A 16,959-nucleotide genomic window follows, 5' to 3' on the forward strand; every position below is an offset into this window, starting at 1 on the left:
TCAGCGGAATGACAATAGAATGCCTGCAAGAGAAGTATGTAGAAGTCGCAGTGTTTTCACCGCTTGCCGGAACATTTACATATCGTTGGCCTGAGAGTCTGGGAGAGCCTGTAAATGGAATTCGGGTTCAGGTGCCATTCGGAAGAGGCAAACGTTTCGGTATTATTGCTTCGATTGATGCAAGCGTTGAAGCCGCTATCACATATAAAGAAGTGCTGGATCGTCTGGATGAAAAGCCGCTGTTTGATGAAAAACGGCTGCAGTGGCTGGAGCGCGTGCGTCGCTACTATCTGGCGCAACCGGGAGATCTGTGGAGCAGTGCGCTGGGCTGGGCATCGCAGGATGATATTCGCCGCTTTCGCTGTCCCGATTCAGAAGCAGTTAGCCAGTCTTGTCCCGAACTGGCCGGGCTGTTTCGCACGCGTGCAGCGCTTTCACTGAAAACCCTGATAGATAGGACCACTCAAACTTCAGGTATCCGGCATGTTATCAGCCGGGCCTGCGCAGATCAGTTGATTGAGGAAGTTCTTCCTGATCCAATGTGGGCTACGCAAAGGAATGATTCTGATTCGATGGCCGGGTTAAAGCCGACGGATGCCCAGCAGCAGGCGATTGAAGTAATCATCGGGGCAAAGCAGCGATTTCAGCCTTCCCTGCTTTTCGGGCGAACAGGTTCGGGTAAAACCGAGGTCTACCTGAATGCCGCCGAGTCGGTGATTCAATCCGGCGGTCAGGTGCTGGTGCTGGTTCCCGAGATAGGCCTTACTCCGATGTGGCTGGCACGACTGCAACAGCGCTTTGAGAAAGTAGCCCTGTGGCATTCGGCCATGACTGCGAAAGAGCGTTTAGTCGTTCGCCAGCACCTTGTTCAAACGGACATTCTTATCGGTACCCGTTCATCTCTGTTTCTGCCGCTGCCGAGACTGGCCTTGATCGTCGTAGATGAGGAGCACGATGCCAGTTTCAAACAGCAGGAAGGTATGAGTTATTCGGCACGTGACATGGCTGTTTTGCTGGCACAGGAGCTGCAAATCCCGATTGTGCTGGGATCTGCAACACCAAGCCTGGAAAGCTGGCGACAAGTGTTGAGCGGCTTTTATCAGAGACTTGATCTGCCTGATCGCATTGTGACTGACAATGCTCAGATTGTTCCGCAAGTGGTTGATATGCGCGATATTGAATCACCGGTTTCTGATACCCTGCTGACTGCACTTCAGGAAACCATGGCCGGCGGAGATCAATCCATCCTGTTTCTAAATCGCCGCGGTTATGCGCCTGCTTTGCAATGTACGGCCTGCGGAGATGTGCCTGAATGTCCATCCTGCTCGATGCGCTTGACGCTGCACAGACGCGCCGGTTCATTGAGATGTCATACTTGTGGTTACAGGCGCAGAACGCCCAAGACCTGTGAGTCCTGTGGAGAAGCCGCATTTTTGCCTCTGGGTGAGGGGACGGAAAAGCTGGAGGAGTGGTTGCATGAACATATTCCCGATCTTCGCTTCACCCGGTTTGATCGCGATGTGATTACCAGCCATTCCCGACTAGAAAAAACACTGGAACAATTTGAGAAGGGCGAGCTGGATTGCCTGATCGGCACGCAGATGCTGGTCAAAGGGCATGACTTTCCCAATGTGACTCTGGTTGGTGTGGTCAATGCTGATCTCGGCGTCAGCCTTCCTGATTTTCGTGCCTCGGAACGCTGGTGGCAGCAGATGACACAGGTGACGGGACGCGCTGGTCGTGGTGATAAGCCGGGACGAGTGTTGATTCAGACACGTATGCCGGAAGCCGGCTGGTTAAGCCGTATCTCTGAATCCGAGGCTGAATCCACTCTGAGCGAAGAGCTGCAGTTGCGGGAGATGCTCAGCTTTCCACCTTTTGCACGCTGGGTACGTATCGTTTGTTCATCAGCAAAGATTGAGCGAGCTACACAGGTGGCAACAGCTATTGTCGGTCAATGCAAAAAAATCGAGGGTCTTCAAATTGGCGGGCCGATGCCATGTCCGATGGAGCGCGTGGCAGGTAAATATCGCATCGAGGTGGTGTTGCGGGATATTTCGCGCAAGCTGTTGCCTTGGAAGCTGGAGCCATTGATTGCAGTCATGCAGGTACCAAACGATGTGCGTGTGCGCATGGATGTTGATCCGCAGGATATGATGTGATTCGCCCCCTCCTGGGTCTTACCTTTCAGGCGGGCTAAAGCCCGTCCAAATTAAATGAACTATCGCGTAGCGGGATCGCCGCTACTTGCTCCTGCCTTTTTGTAGGCACTTCGTGTGGTCCTACATCCTTCGGGTTCGCTTAAGCGAGTCCAACCCGGCTGTTCTGCTATAGATCAATCAGGTGTTAATATGAGTAATCATCATTTTCAATTTTGTGTACATATTTTTTGCCTTTATCGCTTATCGAATAAAATGTGCCTTCAGGGGCTAGAGGCCCGATTAGCAGTAACCCTTTTCTTTCTAATTGATCAATTGCTGAAATGGTTTCAAGCCTGCCATATGAGAGTGAAGTAACCATATCTTCTGAACAAAAACCAGAAATGCCTGAATCGATACAATTGGATAAGACAGCAGTCTCTACTTCAGATAGTTGATTGCTTGTAGTAACTGGCCGGGGTGGGGCTACCTTTCTCTCAAGTTGTACACTGAGGTCTGCGACACTTTTTTCCAGGCTGGCATTTTGTTCTTTCAGCTTCTCAAGCTTACTGTTCTGTTTATCAAATACGCTTGTAATCAACTGTATAAGTTCATCATTGAGTTGTTTTCCTTTAAATGCATTAAGGGTGGCCATGATGTTCATATTTCCTCCAATACTTAACTGTGTTTATGGGTTCATGATAGCACGCGAACTGGAGAGTAGTGAAAGAGTTCTTCCAGCCGTTGCAGCTTAATCGATTGAATTGTGCGGTAGTACCTGAACCTCTGAGCCTGGATATATACTTCTGACAGGGTTTTGTTGTTGGGCGTAGTATGTAATATCGGCTTCTTGGTTGAGGGTGAATATGAGTGAAAATATCATCCGTGTCGAAGGGGCGCGGGTACATAATCTGAAAAATATCAGTCTGGATATTCCGCGAGATAAGCTGGTGGTTGTCACCGGTGTGTCCGGATCCGGGAAATCGTCGCTGGCTTTTGATACGCTGTATGCTGAAGGACAGAGGCGTTATGTCGAGTCGCTTTCGGCATATGCACGTCAGTTTCTCGGCATGATGGAGCGTCCTGATGTGGATGGTATTGAAGGGCTCTCTCCGGCCATTTCGATAGAGCAGAAAACGACCAGCCGAAACCCACGCTCTACTGTGGGTACAATCACCGAAGTTTACGATTATCTGCGCCTGCTATTTGCCCGAATTGGTCAGCCTTACTGTTATGGTTGCGGTCAGCCAATCACTTCTCAACCGGCATCTGTGATTATCGATCAGCTGGAATCTCTGGACGAGGGAGCCAAGTTGCAACTGTTGGCACCCATCGCGCGTGGTAAAAAAGGCGAATTCAGAAAAGAGCTGGAAAAGGCTGGCAAAGACGGTTTTGTACGTGTGCGCATCGATGGTGAGGTGATGGCGCTCGAAGATGTGCCTGCCCTGCAGAAAAACATCAAACACAACATCGAACTGGTGGTAGACAGACTGGTGATTCGCGATGGTATTCGTACGCGCCTGGCTGATTCGGTGGAAACTGCTCTGCGTTATGGTGGAGGTCTGATGGTGGCACTCATTGGAGCAGAAGAGCATGTTTTCTCTGAGCGTTTCGCTTGTGCTGATTGCGGCATCTCCTATCCGGAAATCGAACCTCGCCTGTTTTCATTCAATTCACCTGTTGGCGCATGTTCTTCCTGCGATGGGCTGGGTAGCAAAACGGTATTTGATCCGTCGTTAGTGGTACCTGACGATTCGCTCTCAATTATTGGTGGTGCGATTGAGCCATGGGCGGGTCGTGAAACCTTCATGTATCGCCAGACTCTGGAGGCAGTGGCATCCCATACTGGTACGAGTATGGAGACACCATTCAATGAACTTTCACCTGAAGCCAGAAAGGCAATGCTCTATGGAACAGGGCGCAAGAAAATTCAGTTTATTTATGAAACACCGGGTCAGAATCGTACGGTTGAACGTCCGTTTGAAGGTGTGATACCCAATCTGGAACGACGTTATCGTGAAACATCTTCAGATGATGTGCGCGAAGCGCTGTCCAAATATATCAATACGATTGCCTGTCCGGTCTGCGAAGGTTCCAGACTGACGAAACCTGCCCGGTTCGTGCGCATTGCAGGTAAATCACTGCCCGAAATTGTCGCCATGCCATTACGTGAAGGGCAGGCGTGGGTGCAGGGTTTAAAACTCTCCGAGCAGCATCGCACGATAGCTGACAAGGTTTTGGAAGAGATATCATCACGTCTCGGTTTTATGGTCGAAGTCGGGCTGGATTATCTCAGCCTTGAGCGTACGTCAGGCACGCTTTCAGGTGGTGAAGCGCAACGTATCAGGCTGGCAACCCAGATCGGCTCGGCTTTGGTCGGCGTATTATATATTCTTGATGAGCCTTCAATCGGGCTGCATCAGCGCGATAATGATCGATTGCTTGCCACGCTCAGGCGACTGCGAGATCTAGGCAATAGTGTGATCGTGGTTGAACATGATGAGGATGCGATTCGCTGTGCTGACTGGGTGATAGATATGGGGCCGTTGGCTGGAGAACACGGAGGGGAAGTGGTGGCTGAGGGGCATTTGAAAGATATCCTGAAAGCTAAAACACTGACATCTGATTACCTGTCGGGTCGCAAAAAAGTTCAGGTTCCCAAACGGCGGAAGGTGTTGAAGAAGCATGATATGATCGGTGTGGATGGGGCATGTGAACACAATCTGCAGCAGGTGAAGGCCCGCTTTCCTCTGGCACGGTTCTCCTGTGTGACAGGCGTTTCAGGTTCTGGTAAGTCCACCCTGACCAACGACACACTGTTTCGTGCGCTGGCAAAATCCAAGGGATTGAAAACCGAACGAGTCGGTGAATATTCAGCGCTGATAGGGGACGAATTGATCGATAAAATCATTGATATTGATCAAGGTCCGATCGGGCGCACACCGCGCTCTAACCCGGCTACCTATACAGGCATTTTCACGCCCATCCGTGAGTTGTTTGCGCAAGTGCCTGAATCACGTGCACGTGGTTACAAGGCTGGTCGTTTCTCCTTTAATGTGAAGGGCGGCAGATGCGAGGCATGCCAGGGCGATGGTATTGTCAAAGTGGAGATGCACTTTCTTCCCGATGTTTATGTGCACTGTGAATCATGTCAGGGGAAACGCTATAACCGTGAAACTCTGGATATCCGCTATAAAGGTAAAACGATAGACGAAGTATTGCATATGACGGTTGAAGAAGGTCTGGAGCTTTTCTCCGCCATTCCTGCATTGAAGAACCGCCTGAGCACGTTAAATGAGGTGGGCTTGGGTTATATTCAGCTCGGCCAGTCAGCAACTACTTTATCTGGTGGAGAAGCCCAGCGTGTGAAACTTTCCAAAGAACTCGCCCGTCGTGCTACAGGTGATACGCTGTATATTCTTGATGAGCCGACCACCGGTTTACACTTCCATGATGTTGCCAAGCTTCTAGATGTACTGCATGCGCTGGTTGATCGTGGCAATACGGTGATTGTCATCGAACATAATCTTGATGTGATCAAAACCGCCGACTGGATTGTCGATATGGGGCCGGAAGGTGGTGATAAGGGCGGCACAGTGGTGATGGCTGGCACACCGGAACAGGTGGCTGCCTGTGATGCCTCGCATACAGGTCATTACCTGAAAGCAAATTTGTGATTATTCCTTTGCATACAAAATCAGCCACTAAGGGTGCATGATTTTGGCAGGCCATCCATAGCCTGCCTGGATACCCTGACATTTCAGAGCATCCTGTAATTCTGAATGGATTGCTCAAGGTCTCGCTGCTAGGTTGCTGGCATGGGTGATTTGGAAGCAAAACTGAGTGAATTGAGGGCTGCGATTGACGCGGCTGATGACGAGATTCTGGATCTGATCCGCAAGCGAGCGCGTCTTGCCGGTCAGGTGGGCGAAGCCAAACAGAATAAGGGCAATGTTCCATTTTATGTGCCCAGCCGTGAGGCATCGATTATTCGCAGGCTTTTGTCGCGCAATACCAATGCCGCGGAATCTTCCCACGAAACAAAAATTCCCGATGAAGCTATTCACGGTATCTATCGTGAAATTATCGGTGCATGTCTGGCTCTTGAGCATCCGATGACGATTGCTTACCTCGGTCCTGAAGGGACATTCAGCCATACTGCAGCTACGCGTCAGTTCGGAGCTACCCCGAAGTATCTGCCGTGCAGTTCGCTTGAACTGGTATTCGATGAGGTGGAGGCCGGACGAGCCACTTATGGCGTGGTGCCGGTAGAAAATGCTTTCGAAGGTGCTGTGACACCGACACTGGACCTGTTTGCAGATATGGAACGGGATGTATTTATTTGTGCTGAGGTGCAACTCTCCATTCATCATCACCTGTTCACCTATGCAGAAAGCCTTGATGATATTGAAGTCGTGATTTCGCACCCTCAGCCATTAGGGCAGTGCCGTAACTGGTTGGCCTCTCATCTGCCGAATGCACAACTGATGGAATCATCTTCCACGATGCGTGCAGCTCAGATTGTGGATGAAGCCAGAGTGAGTGAAAGCGGTGCGCTGGACTGGAAAAAGTGTGCAGTCATTGGCCCATACTCGATTGTAGACAAGTCGGAGTTGTCACTTGTGCAACGAAACATTGAAGATTTTCACGATAATACCACCCGTTTTTTTGTCATAGGTCAGCATGATTCACCGGCATCGGGTGAAGATAAAACATCTCTGGTGATGTCGATTAAAGATGAACCGGGAGCTCTGCATAATCTGATGACATCATTTGCCGGGCGAGGCATTGGCTTGACGCGTATCGAATCGCGTCCGTCGAAGAAGAAGCTATGGGAATATGTCTTTTTTGCCGATGTACAGGGGCACCGTGATGATGTGGCTGTGACAGATGCGATTGATGAGATTCAGTCCAAGCCGGGTGGCTTTATCAAGGTTCTGGGCTCCTATCCCGTATCCAAACCACTATAGTTTCTGAGGGAAACAAGATGTCGATAAACTGGATGGCACGGACAGTGCCGCAAACTGCAGGGCTGTATCCTTATGTGCCGGGTAAACCGGTAGAGACGCTTCTGCGTGAGAAGGGATTGAACCGGGCGATTAAACTGGCATCGAACGAAAACCCGTACGGTCCGTCTCCCAGGGCGGTTGCAGCTATGCAGACTGCCGCATCCGAAGTGCATCGCTACCCTGATGGCGATGCCAATGGCCTGAAAGAAAAACTGGCTGATTTTCACCGGGTCTCGCGCGATCAAATATTGCTGGGCAATGGTTCCAACGAAGTGCTGGAGCTCATGATCCGAACTTTTGCCGGATCTGATGATGAGGTGGTGTATGCCCGGCGTGGATTTATCGTGTATGCCTTGGCTACTCAGGCTGCAGGTGCGACAGGTATAGCTGTGCCGGAATCAGACGGCCTCTCCCATGATCTGGATGCCATGCTTGCTGCAGTCAATGAAAAAACAAAACTGGTTTGTATTGCCAACCCGAATAATCCGACCGGCACTCTGCATAGCAATGCGGCGCTTCAGTCTTTTCTTGACCAGTTGCCGCGCAATGTTGTGGTAATTATTGATGAGGCCTATTACGAATTTGTTGCTGATGCGTTGGGTGATTCGGTGCATGAGCTGAATCATCCGGGTCTGGTTATCAGCCGTACCTTTTCCAAAGCCTATGGATTAGCTGGTGTGCGTATCGGATATGCGATAGCTAACGCCGAAATTGTGGCTTTGGTGAATCGTTTCCGTGAGCCATTCAATTTGAATCTGTTAGCTCAGAGTGCTGCACTGGCAGCTCTTGATGACAGGGCATGGGTCATGGCACGTGTGTCTGAAACCAATGCCGAACGGGAGAGGCTTGAATCTGCTCTGGAAAAGATGGGTTTGTCCGGTGGCCGCTGCTTTGGCAATTTCGTGTTGCTACGCCACAGCAAGAGTGGAGAAATTTTGCACAGGCTTGAAGATCACGGCATCATCCCTCGTCCGTTGGCGCCTTATGGTATGGCTGAGTTTCTGCGTATTTCAGTTGGCCTGCCTGAGGAAAATGCGGAATTTCTGACACAGCTTGAAACAATAATGACAAGTTTGTCGGATCAGGAGAGTTCTGCATCGTGAACCCTATTCAACATCTGGTCGTGATTGGCACCGGGCTTATTGGTGGTTCGGTCAGCCTTGCCTTGAAACGGGCCGGGGTGGTTCATCGTGTCACAGGTGTAGGACGCAGTCGTGAAAACCTCGAACTTGCTCAGCAACTCGGTGTGGTGGATGACTGGACGCACGATGTTGCCAGGGCTGTTTCATCTGCCGATATGGTTCTGTTATCTGTGCCGATGAATGCTTACGAGTCCCTGTTTGCTGCGATGGCAGATCACCTGCCTGTCGGGTGTGTGGTGACTGATGCAGGCAGTACCAAACAGACGGCTATTGCGGCAGCGAAACAGATTTTACCGAACCCTGAACGATTTATTGCAGCACATCCTATTGCGGGTACGGAACAGTCAGGCGCGGCAGCCGCGTTTGCTGAGTTGTTTGATCAACGCCTCTGTATTGTTACACCCGAATCCGATTCGGATGCGGCAGCTTTGGCACGTGTGAAAGAGATGTGGCAGCAGACTGGCAGCAGGGTAGAGGTGATGAGCGCATCTGATCATGATGAGTTTCTCGCATCCGTCAGTCATTTGCCGCACCTGGCAGCTTTCGCACTGGTCAACGCAGTCAGTAAACAGGCAACAGAGACGCAGGACCCATTCCGTTTCGCGGCTGGTGGTTTTCGTGACTTTACCCGCATTGCTTCCTCATCACCGGAAATGTGGCGTGATATTGCCCTGTGTAATCGGGACGCACTGTTGCATCAGATTGAGCTATTTCAGGTTGAATTGAATGGCCTGCGTGAAGCGCTTCTGGCTGACGACGATGAGAGACTGTTAAACGAATTTGGTGCGGCTAAAGAAGCACGTGATAACTGGCTTGCCAAACATGGGGAAGGTTTATAATGGAGATCGGTGGAACACTGATTGCAGGTCCTGCGAAGGGGCCACTGAAAGGGGATATAGTCGTTCCCGGTGACAAATCGATGTCACATCGCGCTGTGATGCTGGCATCTCTGGCTGATGGTGTGACAGAAATTCATGGTTTTTTGCCCGGTGAAGATAATATTTCCACGGCTCAGGTGTTTGTTGATATGGGCGTTCGTATCGAATGGCTGAATGACGAGAAAACATCGTTGCGCGTTTTCGGAGTAGGACTACATGGTCTGAAGCAACCGGATATTGTGCTCAATGCAGGCAATGCAGGCACATGTGTACGTTTAATGACCGGTGTGCTTGCCGGTCAGAGCTTTTCTTCCACCATGACTGGTGATGCCTCGCTGCGTAAACGGCCGATGAAACGCGTTGTGGATCCGGTACGTAAAATGGGGGCAATTGTTGAAGGAAACGAGGCTGGAAATCTTCTGCCGATTACTATCACTGGTGGCAAGCTTACAGCCATACACCATGTTTCCGAAGTTGCCAGTGCGCAGGTAAAATCCTGTGTGCTGCTGGCTGGTCTCTATGCCGATGGCATCACAAAGGTTAATGAGCCGAAACCGACTCGCGATCATACTGAACGTATGCTGCCACTGTTTGGACAGCCTGTTGAAGTGGCATCTGATGGTACTATTTCACTGCATCCGACAGACAGACTGACGGCGCCTGCAGATAATGTGGTGATTCCTGCAGACCCCTCTTCTGCCTGTTTCTTCGCTGTGGCTGCAAGCCTGGTGAAAGACTCCGATGTCACACTGAAGAGTATAGGCATCAATGATCGACGTGATGGCTGGCGTCGGGTGATGTCAGATATGGGCGCTGCCCTGTTGTTGGAAAATGAAGCCAGTGTCGGTGAGGAACCTGTAGCGGATGTACGTGTCAGATCAGGTGGCCTGCACGGCATGGTTGTTAATCCTGATGATGTGCCTGATGCAATTGATGAGTTCCCCGTTCTGTTTGCAGCGGCAGCGCTTGCTGATGGTGAATTTGTGCTTGCAGATGCTGAAGAACTGCGTGTGAAAGAGTCGGATCGCATTTCTGCCATGGCTGATGCTTTGTCTGCAGCGGGTGCTGATATTACCGAGATGCCGGATGGGGCTGTGATTCACGGGCTTGCCAGTCTCAAGGGTGATGTCGATGTCGATGCACTGGGAGACCACCGCATTGCCATGGCAATGGCAGTGGCTGCACAACGGGCTGAAGGTGAGATCCGTATCCATAATGCGGCTGCGATTGCGACCAGTTTTCCAAACTTTGTGACGTTGGCTCAGAGCATAGGTATGAATGTGCGCTGGGCGGATGAGCAATAATATGTCCAGCTGGCAAGCCATAAGCGGACTGACAATTGCCATTGATGGACCTTCAGGCAGTGGTAAGGGGACGGTGGCAAAAATGCTGGCTGATGAGGTTGGCCTGCCTGTTCTGGATACAGGTCTGCTGTACAGGTTGGTTGGTTCTGTCGCATTAAGTCGTGATGTTGCACTGGATAGTGCAGATGCACTGGCTGATCTGGTGGATCAACTGTTGATGTCGATCGACTGGACCGTGGAAGGTGTTTTCCTGGATGGTGAAAATATTACCGGCAGTCTGCGTAGTGAACAGGTAGGGGAGGCTGCATCGAAGGTCGCTTCTCAGCCTGAAGTGCGTGAAAAACTGCTGGCTCTACAACATCAGCTGGCCAAGGCCGGTTGTATCATGGACGGGCGCGATATCGGGACGGTGGTATTACCTGATGCTCCTGCCAAGTTTTTTCTCACGGCATCTATACGCGAAAGAGCGCGTCGTCGTTGGGCACAGCTTAAAGATGATGGTGGGAGCACACTTGAAGCCGTGGTGGATGAACTGAAAATGCGTGACCAACGAGACCGGGAACGTCAGCATGCCCCTCTCTGTCAGGCTGCGGATGCTATTACTATCGATTCGACGACGATGCGCGTCGATGATGTGGTTGATCGTATGCTCGGAGTGCTTGAACGGCGAGGGCTGATTCAGGCAGCAGCGTGAAATAGAAACGAAACACCGGCAGTGAATGAGTGCTGCCGGATTAACACAAAACTGAATAACAATTCTATAGAAGAATTGAACTAGGACGGATAGAACAATGAGTGAAGCCCAGAACTTGGAAGAAGTACAGGAAACAACTGTAGATACACAGGAAACACCTGTAGTGGCAGAGGAAGCGCCTGCAGCGGTAGAGGAAACGCCAGTAGTAGCAGAGGAAGCAGCTGCAGAGGACACAGCTGAAGAAGAGTCATTCAAGCAGATGTTTGAGGCTTCACTGAAAGAGCAGCCCATTGTAAAACGTGGTGAAATGATCAAAGGAATGATCGTCAGCGTTAATGCAGACACTGTGACGATGGACGTGGGTGCCAAAGGTGAAGGCACTATTCCCGTCGCAGAATTTACCCAGGCTGGCATTGATGTGCCTGCCGTCGGCGAAGAAATTGATGCAATGGTTCAGTCGGTTGGCGGTGGTTCCGGAGTGGTGTTGTCCGTTCTGGCTGCAAAACAGCGTGAAGCCTGGACTGCGATTGAAACTGCATCTGAAAATGGTGAAGCGATTGATGCTATTGTGACAGCCGAAGTGAAAGGTGGCTTCCGTGTTAATCTTTCCGGTTTGAATGCATTTATGCCGCGCTCGGAAGCTGATACTGATATGCATGTCAGTGCTGATCAGCTGGTTGGTAAAGCATGTAAAGTGGCCGTTCTGGAAGCACGTCGCAGACCTGAAAACATTGTGGTTTCACGTAAAAAACCAATGTCTGTTGAACGTGATGCGCAGCGTGCGGTATTTTTTGAAAGCAAAGCCGTTGGTGATAAACTGAGTGGTGAAATTAAACGCATGGCTGATTTCGGTGCCTTTGTTGATCTGGGCGGTGTGGATGCCCTGTTGCATGTTTCTGATATCTCATGGCGTCGCATTAAACACCCATCCGAGATGCTGGCTGTCGGACAGAGTGTGACGGTTGAAATCGTTAAGATGAATGCGGAAACAGGTAAAGTATCCGTGTCCATGAAGGCCCTGCAATCCGATCCATGGGAAAATGTAGCTGTTAATTATGAGGCTGGCATGCGTTTGACCGGAACGGTCCGCCGCCTGTTGGAATTCGGTGCTGTGGTTGAGATTGAACCCGGTATTGAAGGTATGATCCATCGTTCTGAATTGAGCTGGACGAAGAATGATGTAAAACCTGCATCTGTCTTGTCTGAAGGCGATGTGGTTGATGTTGCAGTGCTCGAAGTTGATGCTGACGCCCGTCGTATCCGTCTGAGTCTGAAAGCTGTGAGTGATAATCCATGGCAGAGCTGGTTGGCTGATCATCCCATCTCTTCGCACATCACTGGAAAAATCAAGAATGTAACCGATTTCGGCTTCTTCGTACCTGTTGCTGAAGGTATGGATGGTCTGGTTCACATGGAAAATCTGTCATGGGAACAGAAAGGTGCAGAGGCACTGGCTGAATATAGTAAAGGTCAGGATGTAGAATGTGTCGTGCTTGGCGTTGATGCTGAAAAACAGCGTATTTCGCTTGGAATCAAACAGCTTTCCGGTGATCCGTTTGAATTGTTTATGTCCAGCGTCAAACGTGGTGACAGTGTGAATGGTACAGTTGCTGAACTGAATCAGGGTGGCTCGGTCATTAATCTGGCAGAGGGTGTGCAGGCATTTTTGCCAAGGCGCGAAGTACCGCGTGAACATGCGGAGCTGAAAGTCGGTGACGAAGTGGAAGCGAAGATCATCGAAGTGAATCACAAGCGCAGGCAGGTGGATCTGTCCATCCGTCAGCAGTTACGCGATGAAGAGCGTGATGCGATGCGCAACTATTCCAAGCAGGCTGCAGAAGAATCGGCACCATCTGCATTGGCATTGCAATTGCAACGCATGCTCGAAGCCAGTGAAGCTAAAAAACCGGCTAAAAAGGCTGCCAAGAAGAAATAAAAGGACTGATCAGGCCCGGATCGGCTTGCGATTCGGGCCTGATTGCCTAAGCTAGGGAGATAGTGAACCATGCTGTTCCATCATGGTTCGCTGTTTTAGAGAGGCTGGCCTGGAGGGTGTTATGACAAAATCTGAATTGGTAGATATCATAGCAGAGAAACAGGAAGGTATTACCCGGCGCGAGGCTGAGGTTGTGGTTAACACGATCTTTTCAGTGATTGGTGATGCTCTCTCAGATGGCGGGCATGTAGAATTGCGCGGCTTCGGCAGCTTTACCACGAAAGAACGCAATGAACGCCTTGGCCGTAATCCGAAAACCGGAGAATCGGTTATGGTTCCTGCTAAGGTAGTTCCTCATTTCAAACCGGGTAAGGATCTGCGTGAGAGAGTTGATCGCGCGCTTTAAAATCCCTTCATCAATGAGTGGTCTGAATTCAGTCAACTGGATTAACGTACTCCTGGTCATTGTGCTGACATCGTTTGCGACGATGTTTGCTCTGGCCAATCTTACTCCTGTTCATATTAGGTTTCTTGGCGTTTCTAGCGCATCTATTCCAATCTATGTGCCGGTTTTTATCGCATTCATGCTCGGTTTTTTCGGCGGTGTATTGTCTCTGAGTTTTTCCCGGCGCAAGCATAAACTAGAGATCGCTCGCTTGCGGGATGAAAATGAACGCTTGCAACAGGAAGTGGATAATTTGCGCAATATCCCATTGCAAGACGACGTATGAATACACTATTACTGGCGATTACCGCCATCGCACTGGTGGTGCTGCTGGCTCTGGTGTTGCGCCCATTACAAGAAGAAGCCAAGCCTGAGCAGGAAGAAGATGAACGCATCTCTCCTCTGTTACGTGGTATCAATTATCTATTGTCCGATGAGCCGGATCGCGCATTACAGGAGATGGTACAGGTGGCTCGTCTCAGATCGGAGGCTGCCGATGTGTATATGGCACTCGGTGAAATGTTCCGCTCCAAAGGTGAAATAGGTCGTGCAGTGCGCATTCACCAAAATCTGCTGGCACGTCCGGATCTGCCAAAGTCGATGCATTTACAGGCACATCTGGCTCTGGCTATCGATTTTCAGACTGGTGGTTTGCTTGATCGAGCCTTGTATCAATATCGCAAAGCGCTTGATATTCAGTCTGATCATGCTGGCGCATTGGAAGCAAGCCTGCGAATTCGCGAGCAGAGTTCCGAGTGGCTTGCTGCTGAAGAGCTATTATCGCGGTTGGAGCAGGTGCGCAGGGAATCTTATGGATCTCACCGCGCCTATCTGTTTTCCGAGATGGCCAGGCAATGCTGTAACGAATCTGATTATGAAGGTGCACATGGTTATGCTGACCAGGCAATGGCATTGGACCAGTCGTGTGCACCTGCCCGAATGGTGGAGATTGAGTTGGCTCTGAGGGATCATGATTTTGATAAAGCCGGAGTCGGTATTTCTGCACTCAGGGAACACTCCCGCGAGCATTTTCCTCTGATTATTCAGATATTACTTCAATATGATGATTATTACAGTTCAGAAGGTGTGAATCTGCTGCATGCATTCTGGCAACAGGGAAGGGATGCAGAGCTTGCTCTGGCATGGATGGAGGCTGTAGGGCGGGATCGCTCAAGCGCGGAAGCGCAGGCCTTGTGCGCAGAACTAGGTTTTGTGCCCAATTCACTGCGCGAATCACTGCGTTTGAATGCAGTTCTTGGTGACGAGTCCGATGCACATGCCCGGTTTTCCAGACAGTGGCGTAAAAGCGCCAAGAACTATGCCTGTGAGCAATGTGGTGTTGAAGTGGTAGAGGTGCGCTGGCAGTGCCCTCAATGCCATTCATGGGGCACGCTGCATCCGAAGTCCGAGGAGAGTATTTAATGCCGGATAACAGAATGAAAGACAGACTGATGGTGGCTCTGGATGTTAACCACCGCGATGCAGCACTGGCTATGCGTGATCAGCTTGGTGATTCAGTAGGCTGGTTGAAAGTGGGGCTGCGCCTGTTTGTGGCTGAGGGGCCCGAGCTGGTTCGTGACTTGAATACGTCGCATAAGCTGTTTCTTGACCTGAAATTTCACGATATTCCTAACACTGTAGCTCAGGCTGTCGAAAGTGCCGGTGGTCTCGGTGTGGATATGATCAATGTGCATGCCGGTGGTGGGGAAGAGATGCTCGCTTCTGCTGCAAAAGCCGCAGCCAATTTTCCGGATATGAAGTTGATCGCAGTGACTGTGTTGACTAGTGATCCGATGCCGAAAGAGCAGGCGCGGGTTGTGGCACTGGAGCGTGCAAAGCTGGCGCATGATGCAGGCCTTGATGGCATTGTCTGCAGTGTGCATGAAGCTGCCGCGATTAAACAAACATGTGGCACCAATTTTATTACTGTTACCCCGGGTATCCGCTGGGGTGGACAGGATACTCAGGATCAGAAACGGGTGGCCGATCCTGCCTCTGCAATTACGGGTGGCTCCGATTACCTGGTGGTAGGGCGTCCGATTCTGCATGCGCCGAACCCGCGTGATGCAGCTCTGGAAGCTCTGGCGATGATGGAGTCTGTGACTGCCTGATGAGTCAAAACAATTACGAATCAACGCTAGCCTCATATTCCTGTCGTACAGCTGATTCTCGCGGACGTGTATATGACGAGCCTGAATCCCCGCACCGCAACCCTTTTCAGCGTGATCGTGACCGTATCATTCATTCTACGGCATTTCGCCGCCTGGAATACAAGACTCAGGTATTTGTAAACCATGAAGGGGATCATTATCGCACGCGGCTGACGCACTCCATTGAGGTGGCTCAGATTGCCCGTTCTATCTGCCGCTCTATGCATCTGCATGAAGATCTGGCCGAGGCGGTGGCATTGGCACACGACCTTGGCCATACGCCTTTCGGTCATTCTGGTCAGGATGCTCTGGATGAAGTGATGAAGCCATACGGAGGATTTGAGCATAACCGCCAGTCACTGCGCATCGTAGAAGAGTTGGAGCATAAATACGCGGCTTTTACCGGTTTGAATCTCTCCTATGAAACCCGCGAAGGCATTGTGAAACACCATTCAGCTTATGACACGCCGAAGAACATTGATCTGGCACATTATAATCTGCATGAACAGCCAGCGCTGGAAGCACAGATAGGAAACCTTGCTGACGAGATTGCCTATAACAATCACGATATTGATGATGGTTACAGGGCCGGCATGCTCTCTATTGATGAGCTGATTAAGCTTGAGCTGTTCGGTAGTAATTATGAAAAAGTGGAAGCAGAATTCCCTGATGCATCTGAACGTTTGAAGGTGAATGAAACAGTACGTCATATGATTAATGATCTGATTGTCGATGTCATTGAAGAAACCCGCCATCGTATCAGGGAATTGAATGTTAAAAGCTTTGAGGATGTACGCAGGTCTCCGGCACCACTGGTCGGTTTCTCAAAACATGTGCGCCGTATGAATGGTGAGTTGAAGAAGTTCCTGTATAAGAATATGTACCGTCATTACCGCGTAGCACGCATGGCCAATAAGGCAGAGCGGGTGATTCGCGAAATCTTTGAAGTGTACATGGATTGTCCTGCCATGTTGCCGGAAAATCAGCAGGATGAAATGCGCATGGCTAAAATAGTTGGTGGTCTGACCGATGTTCGCCAGGCGCGCATCATTGCAGATTACATTGCCGGCATGACTGATCGTTATGCCCTGGAAGAGCACGAGCGATTGTTTAACGTGAACGTCCGTCCATAATTTGTGTCCGCATTGATTGTTCAGTGCGAAGAAAATAATTTCCCGCATCAAATGTACTACAGCTTTTCGATATATCCGTGTTTTGTTGGGTTCTGACTAAAAGAGGGTGAGGGGTAAGATTATTACTGTT

Annotated in this window: 14 protein-coding genes; 13 read left to right on the forward strand and 1 reads right to left on the reverse strand. The window is 50.3% G+C overall.

The window, feature by feature from the left end; translation table 11 throughout:
* The first annotated feature begins 8 nt into the window (after window positions 1-8).
* Complete coding sequence (priA, locus tag MMIC_RS03615; protein WP_072659091.1) at window positions 9-2,162, forward strand: replication restart helicase PriA; 2,154 nt, start codon at window positions 9-11, stop codon at window positions 2,160-2,162.
* A 184-nt stretch (window positions 2,163-2,346) separates the two neighbouring features.
* Here priA and MMIC_RS03620 read toward each other — a convergent pair whose 3' ends face one another.
* The gene (locus MMIC_RS03620; protein ID WP_072659092.1) at window positions 2,347-2,802 is read right to left on the reverse strand and encodes a hypothetical protein; all 456 of its coding nucleotides are present in this window, start codon (window positions 2,800-2,802) and stop codon (window positions 2,347-2,349) included.
* 202 nt (window positions 2,803-3,004) lie between these two features.
* Here MMIC_RS03620 and uvrA point away from each other — a divergent pair, with 202 nt between their 5' ends.
* The 12 genes from uvrA (at window position 3,005) to MMIC_RS03680 (ending at window position 16,829) form a co-directional block, all read left to right on the forward strand.
* The gene (gene uvrA / locus MMIC_RS03625) at window positions 3,005-5,815 is read left to right on the forward strand and encodes an excinuclease ABC subunit UvrA (protein WP_072659093.1); all 2,811 of its coding nucleotides are present in this window, start codon (window positions 3,005-3,007) and stop codon (window positions 5,813-5,815) included.
* Window positions 5,816-5,956: 141 nt separating this feature from the next.
* Entirely contained in the window at window positions 5,957-7,108 is a 1,152-nt protein-coding gene (gene pheA, locus MMIC_RS03630; RefSeq protein WP_072659094.1) for a prephenate dehydratase, read from the forward strand.
* Window positions 7,109-7,125: 17 nt separating this feature from the next.
* Complete coding sequence (hisC, locus tag MMIC_RS03635; protein WP_072659095.1) at window positions 7,126-8,250, forward strand: histidinol-phosphate transaminase; 1,125 nt, start codon at window positions 7,126-7,128, stop codon at window positions 8,248-8,250.
* Entirely contained in the window at window positions 8,247-9,128 is an 882-nt protein-coding gene (locus MMIC_RS03640) for a prephenate dehydrogenase (protein ID WP_227819330.1), read from the forward strand. The genes hisC and MMIC_RS03640 overlap by 4 nt, the downstream gene beginning before the upstream one ends.
* Entirely contained in the window at window positions 9,128-10,471 is a 1,344-nt protein-coding gene (aroA, locus tag MMIC_RS03645) for a 3-phosphoshikimate 1-carboxyvinyltransferase (RefSeq protein WP_072659096.1), read from the forward strand. Before MMIC_RS03640 ends, aroA begins: the two co-directional genes overlap by 1 nt.
* A gap of 1 nt (window position 10,472) precedes the next feature.
* Window positions 10,473-11,165, forward strand: coding sequence for a (d)CMP kinase (gene cmk, locus MMIC_RS03650; protein WP_072659097.1), 693 nt, complete (start codon window positions 10,473-10,475; stop codon window positions 11,163-11,165).
* Window positions 11,166-11,262: 97 nt separating this feature from the next.
* The gene (locus MMIC_RS03655) at window positions 11,263-13,101 is read left to right on the forward strand and encodes a 30S ribosomal protein S1 (protein ID WP_072659098.1); all 1,839 of its coding nucleotides are present in this window, start codon (window positions 11,263-11,265) and stop codon (window positions 13,099-13,101) included.
* Between the two features lie 121 nt (window positions 13,102-13,222).
* The gene (locus tag MMIC_RS03660) at window positions 13,223-13,507 is read left to right on the forward strand and encodes an integration host factor subunit beta (protein WP_072659099.1); all 285 of its coding nucleotides are present in this window, start codon (window positions 13,223-13,225) and stop codon (window positions 13,505-13,507) included.
* Window positions 13,508-13,520: 13 nt separating this feature from the next.
* The gene (locus MMIC_RS03665) at window positions 13,521-13,832 is read left to right on the forward strand and encodes a LapA family protein (RefSeq protein WP_143144867.1); all 312 of its coding nucleotides are present in this window, start codon (window positions 13,521-13,523) and stop codon (window positions 13,830-13,832) included.
* Window positions 13,829-14,968 carry a heat-shock protein gene (locus MMIC_RS03670; RefSeq protein WP_072659100.1) on the forward strand — a complete coding sequence of 380 codons (1,140 nt, stop codon included), beginning with the start codon at window positions 13,829-13,831 and terminating at the stop codon, window positions 14,966-14,968. The genes MMIC_RS03665 and MMIC_RS03670 overlap by 4 nt, the downstream gene beginning before the upstream one ends.
* Window positions 14,968-15,657 (forward strand): orotidine-5'-phosphate decarboxylase, encoded by a 690-nt coding sequence (gene pyrF, locus MMIC_RS03675; RefSeq protein WP_227819331.1) that lies wholly within the window; start codon window positions 14,968-14,970, stop codon window positions 15,655-15,657. Before MMIC_RS03670 ends, pyrF begins: the two co-directional genes overlap by 1 nt.
* Window positions 15,657-16,829 carry a deoxyguanosinetriphosphate triphosphohydrolase gene (locus MMIC_RS03680; RefSeq protein ID WP_072659101.1) on the forward strand — a complete coding sequence of 391 codons (1,173 nt, stop codon included), beginning with the start codon at window positions 15,657-15,659 and terminating at the stop codon, window positions 16,827-16,829. Before pyrF ends, MMIC_RS03680 begins: the two co-directional genes overlap by 1 nt.
* The last annotated feature ends 130 nt before the right edge of the window (window positions 16,830-16,959 follow it).

The sequence above is a fragment of the Mariprofundus micogutta genome (assembly GCF_001895085.1).
Classification (GTDB): domain Bacteria; phylum Pseudomonadota; class Zetaproteobacteria; order Mariprofundales; family Mariprofundaceae; genus Mariprofundus; species Mariprofundus micogutta.

Bases quoted from the DNA above. Each gene is read 5' to 3' on its own strand.
- priA (WP_072659091.1), top strand. From the start codon at position 9: ATGACAATAGAATGCCTGCAAGAGAAGTATGTAGAAGTCGCAGTGTTT.
- MMIC_RS03620 (WP_072659092.1), bottom strand. From the start codon at position 2,802: ATGAACATCATGGCCACCCTTAATGCATTTAAAGGAAAACAACTCAAT.
- uvrA (WP_072659093.1), top strand. From the start codon at position 3,005: ATGAGTGAAAATATCATCCGTGTCGAAGGGGCGCGGGTACATAATCTG.
- pheA (WP_072659094.1), top strand. From the start codon at position 5,957: ATGGGTGATTTGGAAGCAAAACTGAGTGAATTGAGGGCTGCGATTGAC.
- hisC (WP_072659095.1), top strand. From the start codon at position 7,126: ATGTCGATAAACTGGATGGCACGGACAGTGCCGCAAACTGCAGGGCTG.
- aroA (WP_072659096.1), top strand. From the start codon at position 9,128: ATGGAGATCGGTGGAACACTGATTGCAGGTCCTGCGAAGGGGCCACTG.
- cmk (WP_072659097.1), top strand. From the start codon at position 10,473: ATGTCCAGCTGGCAAGCCATAAGCGGACTGACAATTGCCATTGATGGA.
- MMIC_RS03655 (WP_072659098.1), top strand. From the start codon at position 11,263: ATGAGTGAAGCCCAGAACTTGGAAGAAGTACAGGAAACAACTGTAGAT.
- MMIC_RS03660 (WP_072659099.1), top strand. From the start codon at position 13,223: ATGACAAAATCTGAATTGGTAGATATCATAGCAGAGAAACAGGAAGGT.
- MMIC_RS03665 (WP_143144867.1), top strand. From the start codon at position 13,521: ATGAGTGGTCTGAATTCAGTCAACTGGATTAACGTACTCCTGGTCATT.
- MMIC_RS03670 (WP_072659100.1), top strand. From the start codon at position 13,829: ATGAATACACTATTACTGGCGATTACCGCCATCGCACTGGTGGTGCTG.
- pyrF (WP_227819331.1), top strand. From the start codon at position 14,968: ATGCCGGATAACAGAATGAAAGACAGACTGATGGTGGCTCTGGATGTT.
- MMIC_RS03680 (WP_072659101.1), top strand. From the start codon at position 15,657: ATGAGTCAAAACAATTACGAATCAACGCTAGCCTCATATTCCTGTCGT.